This is a genomic window from Lachnobacterium bovis DSM 14045 (assembly GCF_900107245.1).
Lineage (GTDB): Bacteria > Bacillota > Clostridia > Lachnospirales > Lachnospiraceae > Roseburia > Roseburia bovis.
On sequence record NZ_FNPG01000007.1, the window covers coordinates 83454 to 99113 of the forward strand.

General features: G+C 31.5%; 12 protein-coding genes and 1 other annotated feature. All 12 genes read left to right on the forward strand.

All coding sequences use genetic code 11. The features are described from left to right. Positions 1 to 40 precede the first annotated feature (40 nt). Positions 41 to 304, forward strand: a binding site (T-box leader). Positions 305 to 431: 127 nt separating this feature from the next. Beyond that, complete coding sequence (gene thrS, locus BLV79_RS03290) at positions 432 to 2471, forward strand: threonine--tRNA ligase (protein ID WP_074716158.1); 2040 nt, start codon at positions 432 to 434, stop codon at positions 2469 to 2471. Between the two features lie 292 nt (positions 2472 to 2763). Next, positions 2764 to 3357, forward strand: coding sequence for a zinc dependent phospholipase C family protein (locus BLV79_RS03295; protein WP_074716160.1), 594 nt, complete (start codon positions 2764 to 2766; stop codon positions 3355 to 3357). 59 nt (positions 3358 to 3416) lie between these two features. Next, positions 3417 to 4292, forward strand: a complete 876-nt coding sequence (gene lgt / locus BLV79_RS03300) for a prolipoprotein diacylglyceryl transferase (RefSeq protein WP_074716162.1) — start codon at positions 3417 to 3419, stop codon at positions 4290 to 4292. A 208-nt stretch (positions 4293 to 4500) separates the two neighbouring features. Continuing rightward, complete coding sequence (mraZ, locus tag BLV79_RS03305) at positions 4501 to 4932, forward strand: division/cell wall cluster transcriptional repressor MraZ (protein WP_074716164.1); 432 nt, start codon at positions 4501 to 4503, stop codon at positions 4930 to 4932. Between the two features lie 53 nt (positions 4933 to 4985). After that, the gene (rsmH, locus tag BLV79_RS03310) at positions 4986 to 5930 is read left to right on the forward strand and encodes a 16S rRNA (cytosine(1402)-N(4))-methyltransferase RsmH (RefSeq protein WP_074716166.1); all 945 of its coding nucleotides are present in this window, start codon (positions 4986 to 4988) and stop codon (positions 5928 to 5930) included. 89 nt (positions 5931 to 6019) lie between these two features. Continuing rightward, positions 6020 to 6544 (forward strand): hypothetical protein, encoded by a 525-nt coding sequence (locus BLV79_RS03315; RefSeq protein ID WP_074716167.1) that lies wholly within the window; start codon positions 6020 to 6022, stop codon positions 6542 to 6544. 12 nt (positions 6545 to 6556) lie between these two features. Then, positions 6557 to 8617 carry a peptidoglycan D,D-transpeptidase FtsI family protein gene (locus BLV79_RS03320; protein ID WP_074716169.1) on the forward strand — a complete coding sequence of 687 codons (2061 nt, stop codon included), beginning with the start codon at positions 6557 to 6559 and terminating at the stop codon, positions 8615 to 8617. A gap of 38 nt (positions 8618 to 8655) precedes the next feature. Further along, positions 8656 to 10014 carry a UDP-N-acetylmuramoyl-L-alanine--D-glutamate ligase gene (gene murD, locus BLV79_RS03325; protein ID WP_074716171.1) on the forward strand — a complete coding sequence of 453 codons (1359 nt, stop codon included), beginning with the start codon at positions 8656 to 8658 and terminating at the stop codon, positions 10012 to 10014. A gap of 16 nt (positions 10015 to 10030) precedes the next feature. Further along, positions 10031 to 11323 carry a putative lipid II flippase FtsW gene (gene ftsW, locus BLV79_RS03330; protein WP_242871421.1) on the forward strand — a complete coding sequence of 431 codons (1293 nt, stop codon included), beginning with the start codon at positions 10031 to 10033 and terminating at the stop codon, positions 11321 to 11323. A 22-nt stretch (positions 11324 to 11345) separates the two neighbouring features. Then, complete coding sequence (locus BLV79_RS03335) at positions 11346 to 12224, forward strand: cell division protein FtsQ/DivIB (protein WP_083354420.1); 879 nt, start codon at positions 11346 to 11348, stop codon at positions 12222 to 12224. Positions 12225 to 12457: 233 nt separating this feature from the next. Then, positions 12458 to 13726 (forward strand): cell division protein FtsZ, encoded by a 1269-nt coding sequence (gene ftsZ / locus BLV79_RS03340; protein WP_074716173.1) that lies wholly within the window; start codon positions 12458 to 12460, stop codon positions 13724 to 13726. Positions 13727 to 14001: 275 nt separating this feature from the next. After that, on the forward strand, positions 14002 to 15654 hold the full coding sequence (locus tag BLV79_RS03345; protein WP_074716175.1) for an MBL fold metallo-hydrolase RNA specificity domain-containing protein: 1653 nt from the start codon (positions 14002 to 14004) through the stop codon (positions 15652 to 15654). Positions 15655 to 15660 lie beyond the last annotated feature (6 nt).

Genomic DNA, 15660 nt, shown 5'->3' on the forward strand with positions numbered 1-15660 from the left:
TTGAAATGGGAGTATCATACTAGGTAGATATTTTTATATTAACAAAACGATGAAGAGAAGAGTAGAGTAGTGGAATGTAACAGAGAGAGATACGTTTGGTGCGAGTATCTTTACAATAAGCTATTTGAAGACCAACTCTGAGTGACCCCAATCAGGTCCGGTGATTCCGTTATAATCAAATGAGAGGCTATGTTATTTTACATGTGCAATATTGTGTTGTATAGATGTTATGCAACGAATGATAATTGTGCAGAAATATTTTTCATAGCAATTCAGGGTGGAACCGCGTATTTACGTCCCTGATACCTTTTTTTGAGGTATCAGGGCTTTTTTATTTTATCTAGAATTTAATGCGGTATAGGTCCCTAGATGGATTTTCTAGATTATTTTAAATAGAGATAAGTCCAAGATGTTGGCGAAAGGAGACAGAAATGAAAATTACTTTAAAAGATGGTTCAGTTAAAGAATATGAATCAAAAATGACAGTTTACGAAATCGCAAAAGATATCAGTGAGGGCCTTGCTAGAGTTGCTTGTGCAGGTGAAGTTGATGGTAAAGTAGTTGATCTTAGAACAGAATTAGAGAAGGATTGTAATTTAAATATTATTACAGCATCTGATGAAGAAGGTCTTAAAGTAATCAGACATACTGCAGCACATGTTTTAGCTGAAGCAGTTAAGAGATTATATCCAACAGCAAAAATTACTATTGGACCAGCTATAGATGATGGTTTCTATTATGATTTTGATGCAGAACCATTTTCAAGAGAAGCTTTAGATAATCTTGAAAAAGAAATGAAAAAAATCATCAAAGAAGGAAAAGAAATCAAGAGATTTACTTTGCCAAAAGATGAAGCAATCAAGTTTATGAAAGAAAAAGATGAACCATATAAAGTAGAACTTATCGAAGAATTAGGTGATAATGAAGTTATTTCTTTCTATGATCAAGGAGATTTTGTAGATTTATGTGCAGGTCCACACTTGATGAGTACAAAAGGTGTAAAAGCATTTAAATTAATCTCTTCTTCAATGGCTTACTGGCGTGGAGACGAGAAAAAAGCAAGATTACAAAGAATCTATGGTACAGCTTTTAATAAAAAAGATGAATTAAAAGAATATTTAAAGAAATTAGAAGACGCAAAAATGAGAGATCATAATAAACTTGGCCGTGAAATGGATTTGTTTACTACGGTTGATGTAATTGGACAGGGACTTCCATTATTCATGCCTAAGGGAACAAAAATGATTCAAAAATTACAGCGTTGGATTGAAGATTTAGAGGATAATGAATGGGGATATGTACGTACACGTACTCCTTTAATGGCAAAATCTACTCTATATAAAATCTCAGATCACTGGTATCACTATAAAGATGGTATGTTTGTTATGAGCGATACTGAGTTGACAGAAGAGGAAGCAAAACGTCAAGGAGGAAGAGAGATCCGTGGAGTACAGGATTTGAGCTTGATAGAACATGATGCTGATGCTGATACATATGCACTCCGTCCTATGACTTGTCCATTCCAGTATTATGTATATAAAGCTCGTCAAAAGAGCTACCGTGATTTGCCATATCGTATGGGTGAAACATCAACATTATTCCGTAACGAGGATTCTGGAGAAATGCATGGTTTGACTCGTGTACGTCAATTTACAATTTCAGAAGGACATTTAGTATGTACACCAGAACAAATAGATGAAGAGTTTAAAAACTGTGTTAAACTTGCTAAATATTGCTTAACAACATTAGGACTTCAAGATGATGTTACTTATCGTATGTCAAAATGGGATCCTGAAAACCCAGATAAATATCTTGGATCAAATGAAGATTGGGATCGTGTAGAAAATGCTATGAGAACAATCTTAGATGAAATCGGTTTAGAGTACACAGAAGCAGCTGGCGAAGCAGCATTCTATGGTCCAAAACTTGATATTCAGGCTAAGAATGTATACGGTAAAGAAGATACAATGATTACAATTCAGTTAGATATGTTCTTGGCAGAACGTTATGATATGTATTATGTTGATAAGAATGGTGAAAAGAAACGTCCATATATCATTCATAGAACATCAATGGGATGTTATGAAAGAACTCTTGCATGGTTAATTGAAAAATATGCTGGTAAATTCCCAACATGGTTATGTCCTGAACAGGTTAGAGTTTTACCACTATCAGAAAAATATATTGATTATGCAGATGAAGTTGCTAAAGAACTTAAAGCAAGACATGTTGATGTAACAGTTGATAGCAGATCAGAAAAATTAGGATATAAGATTAGAGAAGCTAGAAATGAAAGATTACCTTACATGTTAGTAGTAGGTGCTGAAGAAGAAAAGGCTAGAACAGTATCTGTAAGAAGTAGATTTGCAGGTGATGAAGGTGTTAAACCACTTGATGAATTCATCGAGCAGATTTGCAAAGAAATTGATACAAAAGAAATTAGAGAAGAAGTTGTTGAAGAATCAAAATAATTAAATTCTTCTGCTTTAAATGTTTTTCATAGTTATTGTTAATAAAGTTTATTAGTGAATATAGTTAATAGATTTATTAATCATTAACATAGAGTTTATGGAAAATTTATAATTTTTCTCCTTTCATTAATTGAAAATGTCATATTTAGATATTAGAATAGTTTCTGTTAGAGTTTTTAACAGATAAAAGAGATTATGTATAATTATATAGATATTTAAACTATATGGATAGAATGTATATAGATAATCAGTATTTAAACTATGGGCGATGCATTTTTGAAAGGAGAAAAAATTGCGTAAAAAATCACATTTGGCATTATCGAATTTTTTAATTAAAACTAGTCCAAATTCGTTTATTAGTAAATATAAAATGGCGTACAGATTTGGTAATGTTTTACCAGATTTGAGAATATCTTTTTTGTACAAGAGGCATGAAATTAATGGTACAATTGATGATTTAGAGCAATATGCAGTGAGCTTAGTATTTGATGATAAGTTAACGGATAGAAAAAGAGCAATGATGTTAGGAGAGGTTAATCATTATGTCTCAGATTATTTTACATATCCACATAATGATTTTTATAAAGGAAATATGAAAGATCATTGTGAGTATGAGGAAATCTTAAAACAGATGCTAAGACGTTATTTAAAAACTGAACATGCTTGTAATATTTTGCCGGAAATAATAAGAGCGAGAAATGTGGAAGAGGTTTTTAATGAGATTAGAAAAATGCATAAATTGTATTCGAAACAAGATGCAGGAATATTTTGTGATATAGAATTTATAGTTGTTGTTAATTATCTAGTTGCTAAAAAATTACTGATATTAGTGCAGAGAGCTCAAGTTGAGAATAAATTATATAGTACGGGAAGTATGTTGTTTTAAGAATATAGGTGGATTTTTTGAATTTGGATTTAGTGTGATAAAAGAAAAGAGGGTAAAGATTGAATCAAAATATTATATTTCCTCATCTTCATATATGGCTTCATGGAGTGGGCAAGATGATTGATATTAAGGGTTTTACTATTGCATATTATGGAATTGTGATTGTGATAGGAATGCTGGCAGGAATAGTATTAGCAAGTCATATTGCTAAAAAAACAGGACAGAATCCAGATGATTATTACGATTTGGCTATTTATGCAATAATATGTTCAATTATTGGTGCTAGACTTTATTATGTTGTATTTAGATGGGATATTTATAAGGACGATTTGTTAAGTATTTTTAATATAAGAAATGGTGGATTGGCTATCTATGGTGGAGTAATAGCAGCAATTATTACTACATATGTTTTTGCACATGTAAAAAAATTGTCATTTCCATTAATGTGCGATACTGCTTGTTTTGGATTGATTCTAGGACAAGTGATTGGTAGATGGGGCAATTTCTTTAACAGAGAGGCATTTGGCGATTATACAAACGGACTTTTTGCTATGCAGCTACCATTAGATGCTGTTAGAAGCTCTGATGTGACAAAACAGATGTTAAACCATACAATCACAAAAGAGGGTATAGTTTATATACAGGTACATCCAACCTTCTTATATGAATCTTTGTGGAATTTGTGCTTGTTAGTTGCTTTGTTGTTATTTTTGAAACATAAAAAGTTTGAAGGACAGATATTCTTGCTCTATTTACTAGGATATGGAGTTGGAAGATTTTGGATAGAGTCATTAAGGACAGATCAACTTTTGATTCCTTATATAAAATATCCAGTTTCAATGCTAGTTGCGGTACTATTAGCAGTTGTGTCAATTGCGTTGAATGTATATTTGATTTTTTTCAAGAAAAAGCAAGTAGTAGAAACAGAATCATAAAAGATTTTCAAAGGCATCCTTAAAAAGGATGCTTTTTTAATGCTCAAAATCAATCATTTTTTTAAAATATCAAAAAAAATAATAAAATATATTAAAAAGTGGAGAAAAGTGGTATAATATTTATAGAAAGTGGTAGAAAGTGGTAAATTATATGATACAATAACCGAACTATTTATCAGATAGTTATGTTTGAAGCGAGGTGAGACTTATGTTCATGGGCGAATATAGCCATACAATTGATTCGAAGGGTAGGATGATTGTACCAGCTAAATTTAGAGAACAATTGGGCAATTCGTTCGTTGTGACAAAAGGCTTAGATGGATGTTTGTTCGTATATTCAGTTGAAGAATGGAAAAACATTGAAGAAAAGTTTCGCCAGGTACCACTAACTACTAAGGGGGCAAGAAAGTTTACTAGATTCTTTTTCGCATCGGCTGCTATGTGTGAACTTGATAAACAAGGAAGAATACTAGTACCAAATAGCTTAAGAGAATATGCAGAGCTAAAAAAAGATGTGATTTTCGTCGGTGTTTTAACTCGAGTAGAAATTTGGGATAAAGATAAATGGCAAGAAGATAATGATTACGAAGATATGGATGAAGTCGCAGAGCAGATGGCTGAACTTGGACTTTCAATATAATTTATGGTATTCATTTAGAATTAGAATAAGAAAAGATAGAAAAGAGGTTAAGAATGGAATTCAAACACTATTCCGTTTTATTAAATGAAACAATAGATAATTTAGATATAAAACCAGATGGAATTTATGTAGATGGAACGCTTGGCGGTGGTGGCCATTCGTTAGAAATATGCAAAAGATTAGGTGAAAAAGGCAGATTAATCGGTATTGATCAAGATCAGGCAGCAATTAATGCTGCAAGTGAAAGATTGGCTGATTATAAAGATAAAGTTACAATTATAAGAAACAATTATTCTAATATGAAAAATGTATTAGAGGAAATTGGAATTAATAAGGTTGATGGGATAGTTCTAGATTTAGGAGTTTCATCTTACCAACTTGACACACCTGAACGCGGCTTTACTTATAGGGTTGAGGATGCTCCATTAGATATGAGAATGGATGATAGACAGCAGTTAACAGCTAGAGACATAGTAAATGACTACAGTGAAAAAGAATTGTTTAGAATCATTAGAGATTATGGAGAAGATAGATTTGCAAAAAATATTGCAAAACATATTTGTCAGGCAAGACAGGTAAAACCAATAGAAACAACTGGTGAACTTAATGAAATAATAAGTGCATCGATTCCTAAAAAGATACAAAAAACAGGAGGTCATCCTTCTAAAAGAACGTATCAAGCAATTAGAATAGAGTTGAATCATGAATTAGATGTTTTAAAAAATAATTTGGATGATATGATTGACCTATTAAATAATGATGGTAGGATTTGTATTATTACATTCCATTCTTTAGAGGATAGAATTGTTAAATCAGCCTTTAAAAAGAATGAAAATCCTTGTACTTGTCCGAGAGAATTTCCAGTATGTGTTTGTGGAAAGAAATCGAAAGGAAAGGTTGTTTCAAGAAAGCCTATTCTTCCATCAGAACAAGAGTTAATAGAAAATTCAAGATCTAAAAGTGCAAAACTAAGAGTTTTTCACAGAATTGACAAATAATTGACTTAATATAATTATATATATAATTATTTATATGAATATAGGGGGAGCGGAAAAGTTTTTTCGTAAGCAAAAAAGGAGTAGATAATATGGAGAAGAGTAGAGCAAGTTCTCACAAAAGAAAATATACTAAAACTAAGAATTCTCGAAAGTATTCAGTAGATGGAAACGTTGTAAGGCATGTTTCACCTGCATATGATCCAAGCGAGGAGAAAAGACGAAAAGAACGAGAGGGTATACGTCGTAAACGAACAAGGAGAAATGCAGTAAGACGTAATCGAGAAAAAGCAATGTTTATGAGTGCTTCATATGTTTTGTTTTTAGCGATTTGTGTTTTAGTAGGTGCAATATTTACTACATTATATGTTCGTGAGCAGGTTAAGTTGAATGATAATAAGAAACAAATGACAAAATTGCAAAGTACTTATAGCGAATTAAAAGTAGATAACGATGAAAAATACAAAAAAATAGAATCTTCTGTTGATTTAAATCATATTAAAGAGGTGGCTATAAACGAATATGGAATGAAAAATGCTCGACCAGATCAAATAATTACATATTCTGTGGAGTCAAGCAATTATATGAACCAATATAGCAAAATACCAGAAAAATAGGAGATTTTAAAAGTGGCAGGACGAGTAAGGAAAAAGCGTGTTCGCCCAAAGTTTAATAAAAAAATGAGAAAAAAACTTGTTTTTTTATTTGGAGCGTTGATGCTGATTTTATTTGGATTAATAGTCAGAATTATTTATTTAAATATAAAAAACAAAGATGAATATGAGAAAATCGTACTAGACCAACAGGCTTATGGTAGTAAGATTATTCCATTTAGAAGGGGAGATATTCTCGATAGAAATGGAACAATTATTGCTACTAGTGAGCCTGTTTATAGTGTAATTATGGATTGTTCCGTAATTAATTCTAATAAAATAGTTAAAAGCAAAACTTTAGAAGTTTTAAAGAGGGTATTTGAAGAATTAGATGAAAATCAAGTTAATCAGATTCTCAAAGAAAAGAAAAACAGCAGATATGTTGTTTTATTAAAGCAGCAAACGAAAGATAAAAAAGAAGCATTTGAAAAACTAAAAAAGGACTCAAAAGATAAAAAGAATATTAAAGGCATATGGTTCGAAAAACATTACCAAAGAAAATATCCATATGGTTCTTTGGCAAGTTCTGTTATTGGATTTTCTTCATCAGGTAATGTTGGAACAATAGGATTAGAAAATCAATATAATAGTACTTTAAATGGTGTAAACGGAAGAGAATATGGTTATCTTAAATCGTCAGATAATCTTGAAAAAGCAATTGTGGAGCCTAAAGATGGTAAATCAATTGTTACTACAATTGATGTTAATTTACAATCAATTGTTGAGAAAAAAATAAAAGAATTTAATGATGCATATGCTAATAATGCTCATCCAGGAACTGGTAGTAAACATACAGCAGTTATTATGATGAATCCAAATAATGGTGAAATTTTGGCTATGGCAAATTATCCTAATTTTGATTTAAATAATCCAAGAGATTTAACAGCATATTATAGTCAAGATGAAATTAATGCAATGTCAGAAGAAACTAAAATGGATAATTTAAATAAATTGTGGCAAAATTTCTGCGTGAACTACACATATGAACCTGGTTCGATCCAAAAACCTCTTACAGTAGCAACAGGATTGGAAACTGGTGCTGTGACAAAAGATATGACATTTTATTGTGATGGTGGTGAGACATTTGGAAATACAAGAATCAAATGTGAAAGCCATCATGGAGTACAAACGGTTCAACAGGCTCTTATGAATTCGTGTAATGATTCTTTGATGCAAATGTCGTATCTTATAGGAAAAGAAAGATTTGAAAAATACATGAAATTATTTGGAATGTATCAAAAAACTGGCATAGATTTACCAGGTGAGGTTCAGAATAAGGGATTGATTAGAACTGCAGATAAAATGACACCGGTTGATTTGGCAACAAATGCTTTTGGGCAAAACTATAATTGTACAATGATTCAAATGGTTTCTGCTTTTTCAAGTGTAATTAATGGGGGAAGCTATTACCAACCACATGTGGTAAAGAAAACTATAGATTCAAAGAACAATACTATTTCAGAAGTAGATAATAGTATTCTTAGACAGACGATTTCTAAGTCAACTAGTGATCAGGTTAGGGAGTACCTTTATCATGTAATAGATGGAGGAACGGGTAAAACAGCAAAGGTTGATGGATATTCAATGGGAGGTAAGACAGGAACAGCTGAAAAATTACCTCGAGGTAAACATAATTATTTAGTGTCCTTTATGGGCTATGTACCGCAGAATAATCCTAAGGTTATCATTTATTGTATTGTTGATGAACCAAATTCTGATAATCAACCACACAGTACATATGCTCAAAACATAGCTAGAGAAATACTAAAAGAATCACTTCCATATCTTGGAGTATATATGGATGAGGCACAGACTGGAGCAAATGCTGATAAATCTGTAATAGGAAATGGAGCAATTGCGCCAAAATCAGCACCACAGCAACAGAGTCAGCCAGCTGATTTGCCAATTGAATCATCTGATGTAGGTGATAATAATCAGCAAACAGGTGAGGAACAAAATCAAGAACAACAAGAAGAGGCTAAGCGTCAACAAGAAGAGGCTGCAGCCCAAGAACAAGCAAACCAAGCTCAACAATAGAGTAAAATTTATAAATTTGTTTTTAACTGGAGGTCAAAATGAAATTAGAAAATAATAAAGTTTTAGTAGTTGGTACAGGTATAAGTGGAATAGCTGCCACAGAATTATTAATTGGAAAAGGCGTTCAAGCTACATTGTTTGACGGTAATAAAGATTTAGATTTAAATAAGCTTTATGAAAGAGCACCAAAATTAAAAGAAGTTCCTATTATATTAGGTGAACTGGGAGATAAAATCAAAGAATTTGATGTTGCTGTATTAAGTCCAGGTGTTCCAACCGATTTGCCATTTGTAAATGAAATGAGAGACAATGGAATTAGCATCTGGGGCGAAATTGAACTTGCGTATTATTTTTCAAAAGGATTAATTGGTGCTATTACAGGTACAAATGGAAAAACAACAACAACTGCTTTAACAGGAGAAATTTTGAAGAATTATTATAATGATGTAAAAGTAGTTGGAAATATAGGAATTCCTTACACATCAGTTGCAAAAGATACAACAGAGAAGACAGTTACTATTGCAGAAATTAGTAGTTTTCAATTAGAGACAATTCATGAATTTGCACCAAAAGTAACTGCAATTTTAAATATTACACCAGATCATTTAAATAGACATCATACAATGCAAAACTATATAGAAGCAAAAGAAGCTATTACAAAGAATCAGAAAGAGAATGATGTGACGGTTCTTAATTATGAAGATGAGGTTTTACGTGAGTTTGGTAAAACATTAAAGAATAAAGTTGTTTTCTTTAGCAGTCAAAGAAAACTTGATAACGGATTTTATTTAGAAAATGATGTTATTTATAAAGCAGAAAATGGTGTAGCTAAGAGATTTATTCAGGTTGATGAACTTAATTTATTAGGTGTTCATAACTTTGAAAATGTTATGGCGGCAAGTGCAGTAGCGTCTGCTATGGGTGTGCCAGAAGATAAAATCATTGAAGTATTAAAGACATTTCAAGCTGTTGAACATAGAATTGAATATGTTACAGAGAAAAAAGGTGTAAAATATTACAATGATTCAAAGGGAACTAATCCGGATGCTGCTATTAAAGGAATACAGGCAATGAATCGTCCAACATTTTTAATTGGAGGAGGATATGATAAAGATTCAGAATATGATGAATGGATTGAAAGCTTTGAGGGTAAAGTAAAAAAATTAGTTCTTATTGGACAAACAAAAGAAAAAATTGCTGAATGTGCAAAAAAACATAATTTTAATGATGTAGTATTACTTGACACGTTTGAAGAAGCAGTGAATTATTGTCACGATAATGCAGTAAATGGAGATGCTGTTTTACTATCACCAGCATGTGCAAGTTGGGGAATGTTTGCTAATTATGAAGAAAGAGGTAGAATATTTAAAGAATTAGTAAATAATTTCTGTGATTAAAGTCAGGGGGACTGTTATGGCGAGTATAAAGAGTAAAAAAAACAAAGTTGTAGCTTCAAGGAAAGCTGCAACTGCATCAAAAAAAAGAACAACTTCAAGGGCCATTACCAGTACTCGAACTGTGCCAACAACAAGAGCATTAACAGACGAAGAGATAATTAGAAAAGCAAGAAATTCCAAATATAAATCGAGAATAAATGATAAAATAAAACCAAATACCATGAAAAATTATTTAGATTATAATTTTTTATTCATAATGTTTTTTTTGATTTGTTTTGGATTGATAATGCTTTATAGTACAAGTTATTATACAGGTTTAAATAAATTTAATGATCCTATGTTTTATATGAAAAAACAAATTCGATCAGTTGTTATAGGATTTATATTGATGTATTTTGTAATGAAAATAAACTATAAAGCATTAAGAAGATGGGCTTTCCCCTTATTGTGTTTTGCTACATTTTTATGCTGTTTGGTTTTTGTACCAAAAATTGGTATTGTAAGAAATGGTTCAAGACGATGGATTGGTTTTGGAAGTTTTACAGTACAACCGTCAGAAATTGCAAAAGTTTGTGTAATTATCTGGATGGCATATTTCCTTGAAAGAACTGCGAAAGAAGCAAAAGATGTAAAATACGTAATTAAAGCATTGGTTACGGTTTCAGTTGTTGTAGTAGAAATTGTTATTTCAAATTTAAGTACTGCTCTTATCGTGGTTGGTATAGCACTTGTTATGATTTATGTGGTGATAAAAAAATCAAAACAAATATTTGCAGTTTGTGGTTTCCTTTCAATTCTAGGAATAGCTGCAATTAAGCTTCAATCGTATAGAGGTGATCGATTAAAAGCATGGTTATCTCCTGAAAAAGCTGGAGCAAAAGGAGAACAAACATTACAAGGTTTATATGCAATTTGTTCAGGAGGCTTTTTGGGAAAAGGTCTTGGAAAAAGTATGCAAAAAATGGGACGTTTACCAGAGGCTCAAAATGATATGATTTTTTCAATTATATGTGAAGAATTGGGAATATTTGGAGCTATTTGCTTAGTAGTATTATTTGTCTTGCTAATCTGGAGAATGATGATTATAGCTAATAATGCACCAGATTTATTTGGAACACTTATTGTTGTTGGGGTAATGGCACATATAGCTTTACAAGTTGTACTAAATGTAGCTGTAGTAACAAATACAATTCCAAATACTGGTGTTACGTTACCGTTTGTAAGTTATGGAGGTACTTCAATCATTATTTTGATTGCGGAGATGGGATTAGTTTTGTCAGTATCAAGAGGAATAAAATTTCAGAATTAGGTTTTTATGAGGTATCTAGATTATGCGAAAAAAAATAAAAATTGAAGAAATAGAAAATCTTGCACTAGATGATACAACAACAAAAAAAGATAATGATAAAAGTGATAAACACAAAATTAACAAAATAAATTATAATGGAATTGGTAATGACGTGGAGTCAAAAAGTAAAGCAGTAAATCTATATTCAATTCCCAAACCATTAAAAATTCTTTTGGGAATTGTTATGGTATTGCTTGTGATTTTTATTGTCTTGTGCTCTGTTTTTAAGTTAAAAAAAGTCGAGATAGAGGGCAATACATTATATGACAACGAGAAAATAAAAAAAGTTGTTTTGAATGATAGTAATAGTTGGAATACACTTTATGTTTTTATAAAATATCGGATGACGAATACAAAAGATACTCCATTTATTGATAAAATGAACATAAAAATGGTTAATCCGACAACACTAAAGATTAATGTTTGTGAAAAGGAGATGTTAGGATATATTTATATTCCTGCGATAGATTCAAATGCTTATTTTGATAAAGATGGAATAGTAATAGAGTTGTCAAAAAGAATAATTCCTAACGTCCCAAAGGTGGATGGGTTATCGTGCGCAAAAGTTGTGCAATATGAAAAGTTACCAGTAGCATCAAGTAAATTGAAGGATTTGCTGGCACTTACTAGATCTTTAAAAAAATATAAAATTCCACCAGACCTGATAGTATACTTAAAAGATGACACTCCTAGTTTAAAATATAAGGATGTAGAAGTTCCTTTAGGAAAAACAGTTGAATACACTCCTAAAATAGAACGTCTTTGTCAGATATTGAAGTCTTTAAATAATATGAAAGGTGTGTTACACTTAGATAAGTGGAACAGTGGGGACAGTAATATTATTTTTGAAAAGACTCAATAGTGTTTATCGACTTGATTATATTAAATAATTAGATAAAATGAACAATTTATTGTTGATTATTTTTGGAAAAAATTATATTATTATTTATATAGGTGTTTGTTGGTAAAAAAATATTAAAATAACAGGCGCTATGGATGTTTCTATTATTGAATATAAGGGGTAAGCAAACGTTATTCACATTGTGGAAACTGAATCCATATTTATAATACGGGAGAGAAAGAGGAGGATGGACTTTGCTTGAAATTAAACAAACTGAGACAGATGCTAGCGCAAAAATAATAGTAGTTGGTGTAGGTGGCGCTGGTAATAATGCTGTTAATAGAATGGTAGATGAGAATATTGAAGGTGTAGAATTTATAGGTGTTAATACAGATTCTCAGGCTCTACAATTATGCAAAGCACCAACATTAATTCAAATTGGAGAAAAATTAACTAAAGGGTTAGGCGCTGGAGCTCAACCTGAGATTGGACAAAAAGCTGCAGAAGAAAGTGCAGAAGAATTGACAGCGGCAATTAAGAATGCTGACATGGTATTTGTTACATGTGGAATGGGTGGCGGAACTGGTACAGGTGCTGCACCAGTAGTGGCTAAAATTGCTAAAGAGCAAGGAATCCTTACTGTCGGCGTAGTTACTAAGCCATTTAGATTTGAAGCTAAACAAAGAATGATTAATGCTGTTGGTGGAATTGATAGACTTAAAGACAGTGTAGATACATTAATTGTAATCCCAAATGATAAATTATTAGAGATTGTTGATAGAAGAACAACTATGCCAGATGCTTTAAAGAAGGCAGATGAGGTTTTACAACAGGCAGTACAGGGAATTACAGATTTGATTAATGTTCCATCTTTAATTAACTTAGATTTTGCAGATGTTCAGACTGTAATGAAAGATAAAGGATTAGCACATATCGGTATTGGTACAGCTAAGGGAGATGATAAAGCAATCGAAGCTGTTAAACTTGCTGTGGCTTCTCCATTATTAGAGACTACGATTAACGGCGCATCACATGTAATTATTAATATTTCAGGTGATATTTCATTAGTTGATGCAAATGATGCTGCTACATATGTCGAAGAACTTGCAGGTTCAGATGCTAATATAATTTTTGGTGCTAAATATGATGAATCTATGACAGATGAAACAATTATTACAGTAATTGCTACTGGCTTAGAGGAAGTTGATGCAGATAGAGTAAGAATTGGTGCAATGGGTGGAGCTTCGGCTAACAATAGTGCTAATTCAAATGGATTTGTCAGATATTCTCAACCACAGAATGCTTATTCACAACAGAATTCGCGCCCATCAGGTGTTAATTATGGTTTTGGTTCAGATTCTGTAGGTAATGTTGGAAATATGCGTTCAAATAATACTTCGGCATATAACAATAATTCGCAAGATTCTGTATACGGTTCATTACAGAAACCACGTCAACCAGAAAGTACAGTTTCACCGGTTGAAATTAGTATTCCAGATTTTTTAAAAAGTTCTAGAAAATAAGAAATAATAACTCCAAAGTATGATTTGTCATATTTTGGAGTTTTGTTGTAGTAACAAGAAAAATTAATCACCTGCTAAATTATAGATTAGTACAACAAGGATGGTTGTTGATATAAAATTTAACATTTAAAAATAAAACTTTATATTAATATTTAAAATTTTATTTTTTATTGTTTTCGAAATTATAAAAATATAACAAAAATTCTATATTTTATCAAAAAAGAGATTCCGAAATACAAAATAAAGGTAATGCATTGCCAAGGAGGGGGATGTTTATGTTACTAGAGTTTTTGGGAGCCGATCATGAAGTAACAGGAAGTTGCCACTATATTAGTTTTAACGGAATTAATATTTTAGTAGATTGTGGAATGGAGCAAGGACCAGATATTTATGTTAATCAAGAAATACCTGTAAATGCGACATTAATTGATTATATTTTTATAACACACGCTCATATTGATCATTCGGGATTATTGCCATTACTTTATAATCATGGATTTAGAGGTAAGATTTATGCAACAAAAGCGACATGTGAATTATGTAACATTATGTTAAAGGATTCTGCCCATATTCAAGAGTTTGAAGCAGAATGGAAAAACAGAAAAGCTAAAAGAGCCGGAAAAGAAAAAGTAATCCCAATGTACACAGTAGAAGATGCAGTGGGAGTTATGGATTTTTTTATTCCTTGTGAATATAATCAAAAAATAAAAATAACTGAAGGTTTAGAAGTTAGATTTATAGATGCAGGTCACTTGTTAGGCTCTTCATCAATTGAGATGTGGATTACGGAAGAAGATAAAAATAGATATGTCCAAGATTTAATGGAAAATGAAAAGTATATTACAAAAAAAATTGTTTTTTCAGGGGATATAGGAAGTGGAAATAGACCATTAATTAAGAATCCCGAATATATTAAAACTGCCGATTATGTGATAATGGAATCAACATATGGAAACAGAAATCATCAAGTATCTGTAGATTATGCATATGCGTTGGCAAAGGTTATTAAAGACACATTTGAAAAAGGCGGAAATGTTGTTATTCCTGCTTTTGCGGTTGGTAGAACACAAGAGTTATTGTATTTTTTACGAAGAATAAAAACTGAAAGTATTTTGCCAGAATATGAAGATTTTGAGGTTTACATTGATAGTCCACTTGCTATTGAAGCAACAAATATATTCCATAAAAATGTAGTAGATTGTTTTAATAAAGAAGCAAGTAAATTAATAATGTCTGGAGTTAATCCACTTAAATTTCCTCAATTAAAAGTGGCTACAACGAGTGATGATTCAAGAGCTATAAATTTCATTGATAATCCAAAAGTGATTATTTCAGCATCAGGAATGTGTGAGGCTGGAAGAATAAGGCATCATTTGAAACATAATCTCTGGAGAAAAGAGTCAACGATTGTTTTTGTCGGTTATCAAGTACCAGGAACACTTGGATATAGTTTGTTGAATGGCACTAAGAAAGTTAGATTGTTTGGTGAGGAAATTGATGTAAGGGCAAGAATTTTGAATTTGCCTGGAATAAGTGGGCATGCGGATAAAGATCATTTAATAAAATGGATAAGCCAATTTAAAGATAGTCATCCAAAGAAAGTATTTGTTGTACATGGGCAAGATCAAGTTACTGATATTTTTGCAGATACAATTACTAGAGAAGTCGGTTTTTCTGCGATTGCACCATATAGTGGTGATACGTACGATTTACTTACAGGAGAGTGCATAAAAAAAGGTCAAAAGATAAAAGCAAAAACAAGTGACAAAAAGAAAGAACGTACATATTCATCACAAGTATTTGCAAGACTTGTTGCTATGGGGGAGCGTTTGATGGCTGTTATTATGAAAAATGAAGGTGTAGCAAATAAAGATTTGGCAAAATTTGCTGATCAGATAAAGGCATTGTGTGATAAATGGGATAGATGAATATAG

What these genes read in the sequence shown, in the direction of transcription:
- thrS (WP_074716158.1), top strand. Translation starts at nt 432, where the DNA reads ATGAAAATTACTTTAAAAGATGGTTCAGTTAAAGAATATGAATCAAAA.
- mraZ (WP_074716164.1), top strand. Translation starts at nt 4,501, where the DNA reads ATGTTCATGGGCGAATATAGCCATACAATTGATTCGAAGGGTAGGATG.
- rsmH (WP_074716166.1), top strand. Translation starts at nt 4,986, where the DNA reads ATGGAATTCAAACACTATTCCGTTTTATTAAATGAAACAATAGATAAT.
- BLV79_RS03315 (WP_074716167.1), top strand. Translation starts at nt 6,020, where the DNA reads ATGGAGAAGAGTAGAGCAAGTTCTCACAAAAGAAAATATACTAAAACT.
- murD (WP_074716171.1), top strand. Translation starts at nt 8,656, where the DNA reads ATGAAATTAGAAAATAATAAAGTTTTAGTAGTTGGTACAGGTATAAGT.
- ftsW (WP_242871421.1), top strand. Translation starts at nt 10,031, where the DNA reads ATGGCGAGTATAAAGAGTAAAAAAAACAAAGTTGTAGCTTCAAGGAAA.
- BLV79_RS03335 (WP_083354420.1), top strand. Translation starts at nt 11,346, where the DNA reads ATGCGAAAAAAAATAAAAATTGAAGAAATAGAAAATCTTGCACTAGAT.
- BLV79_RS03345 (WP_074716175.1), top strand. Translation starts at nt 14,002, where the DNA reads ATGTTACTAGAGTTTTTGGGAGCCGATCATGAAGTAACAGGAAGTTGC.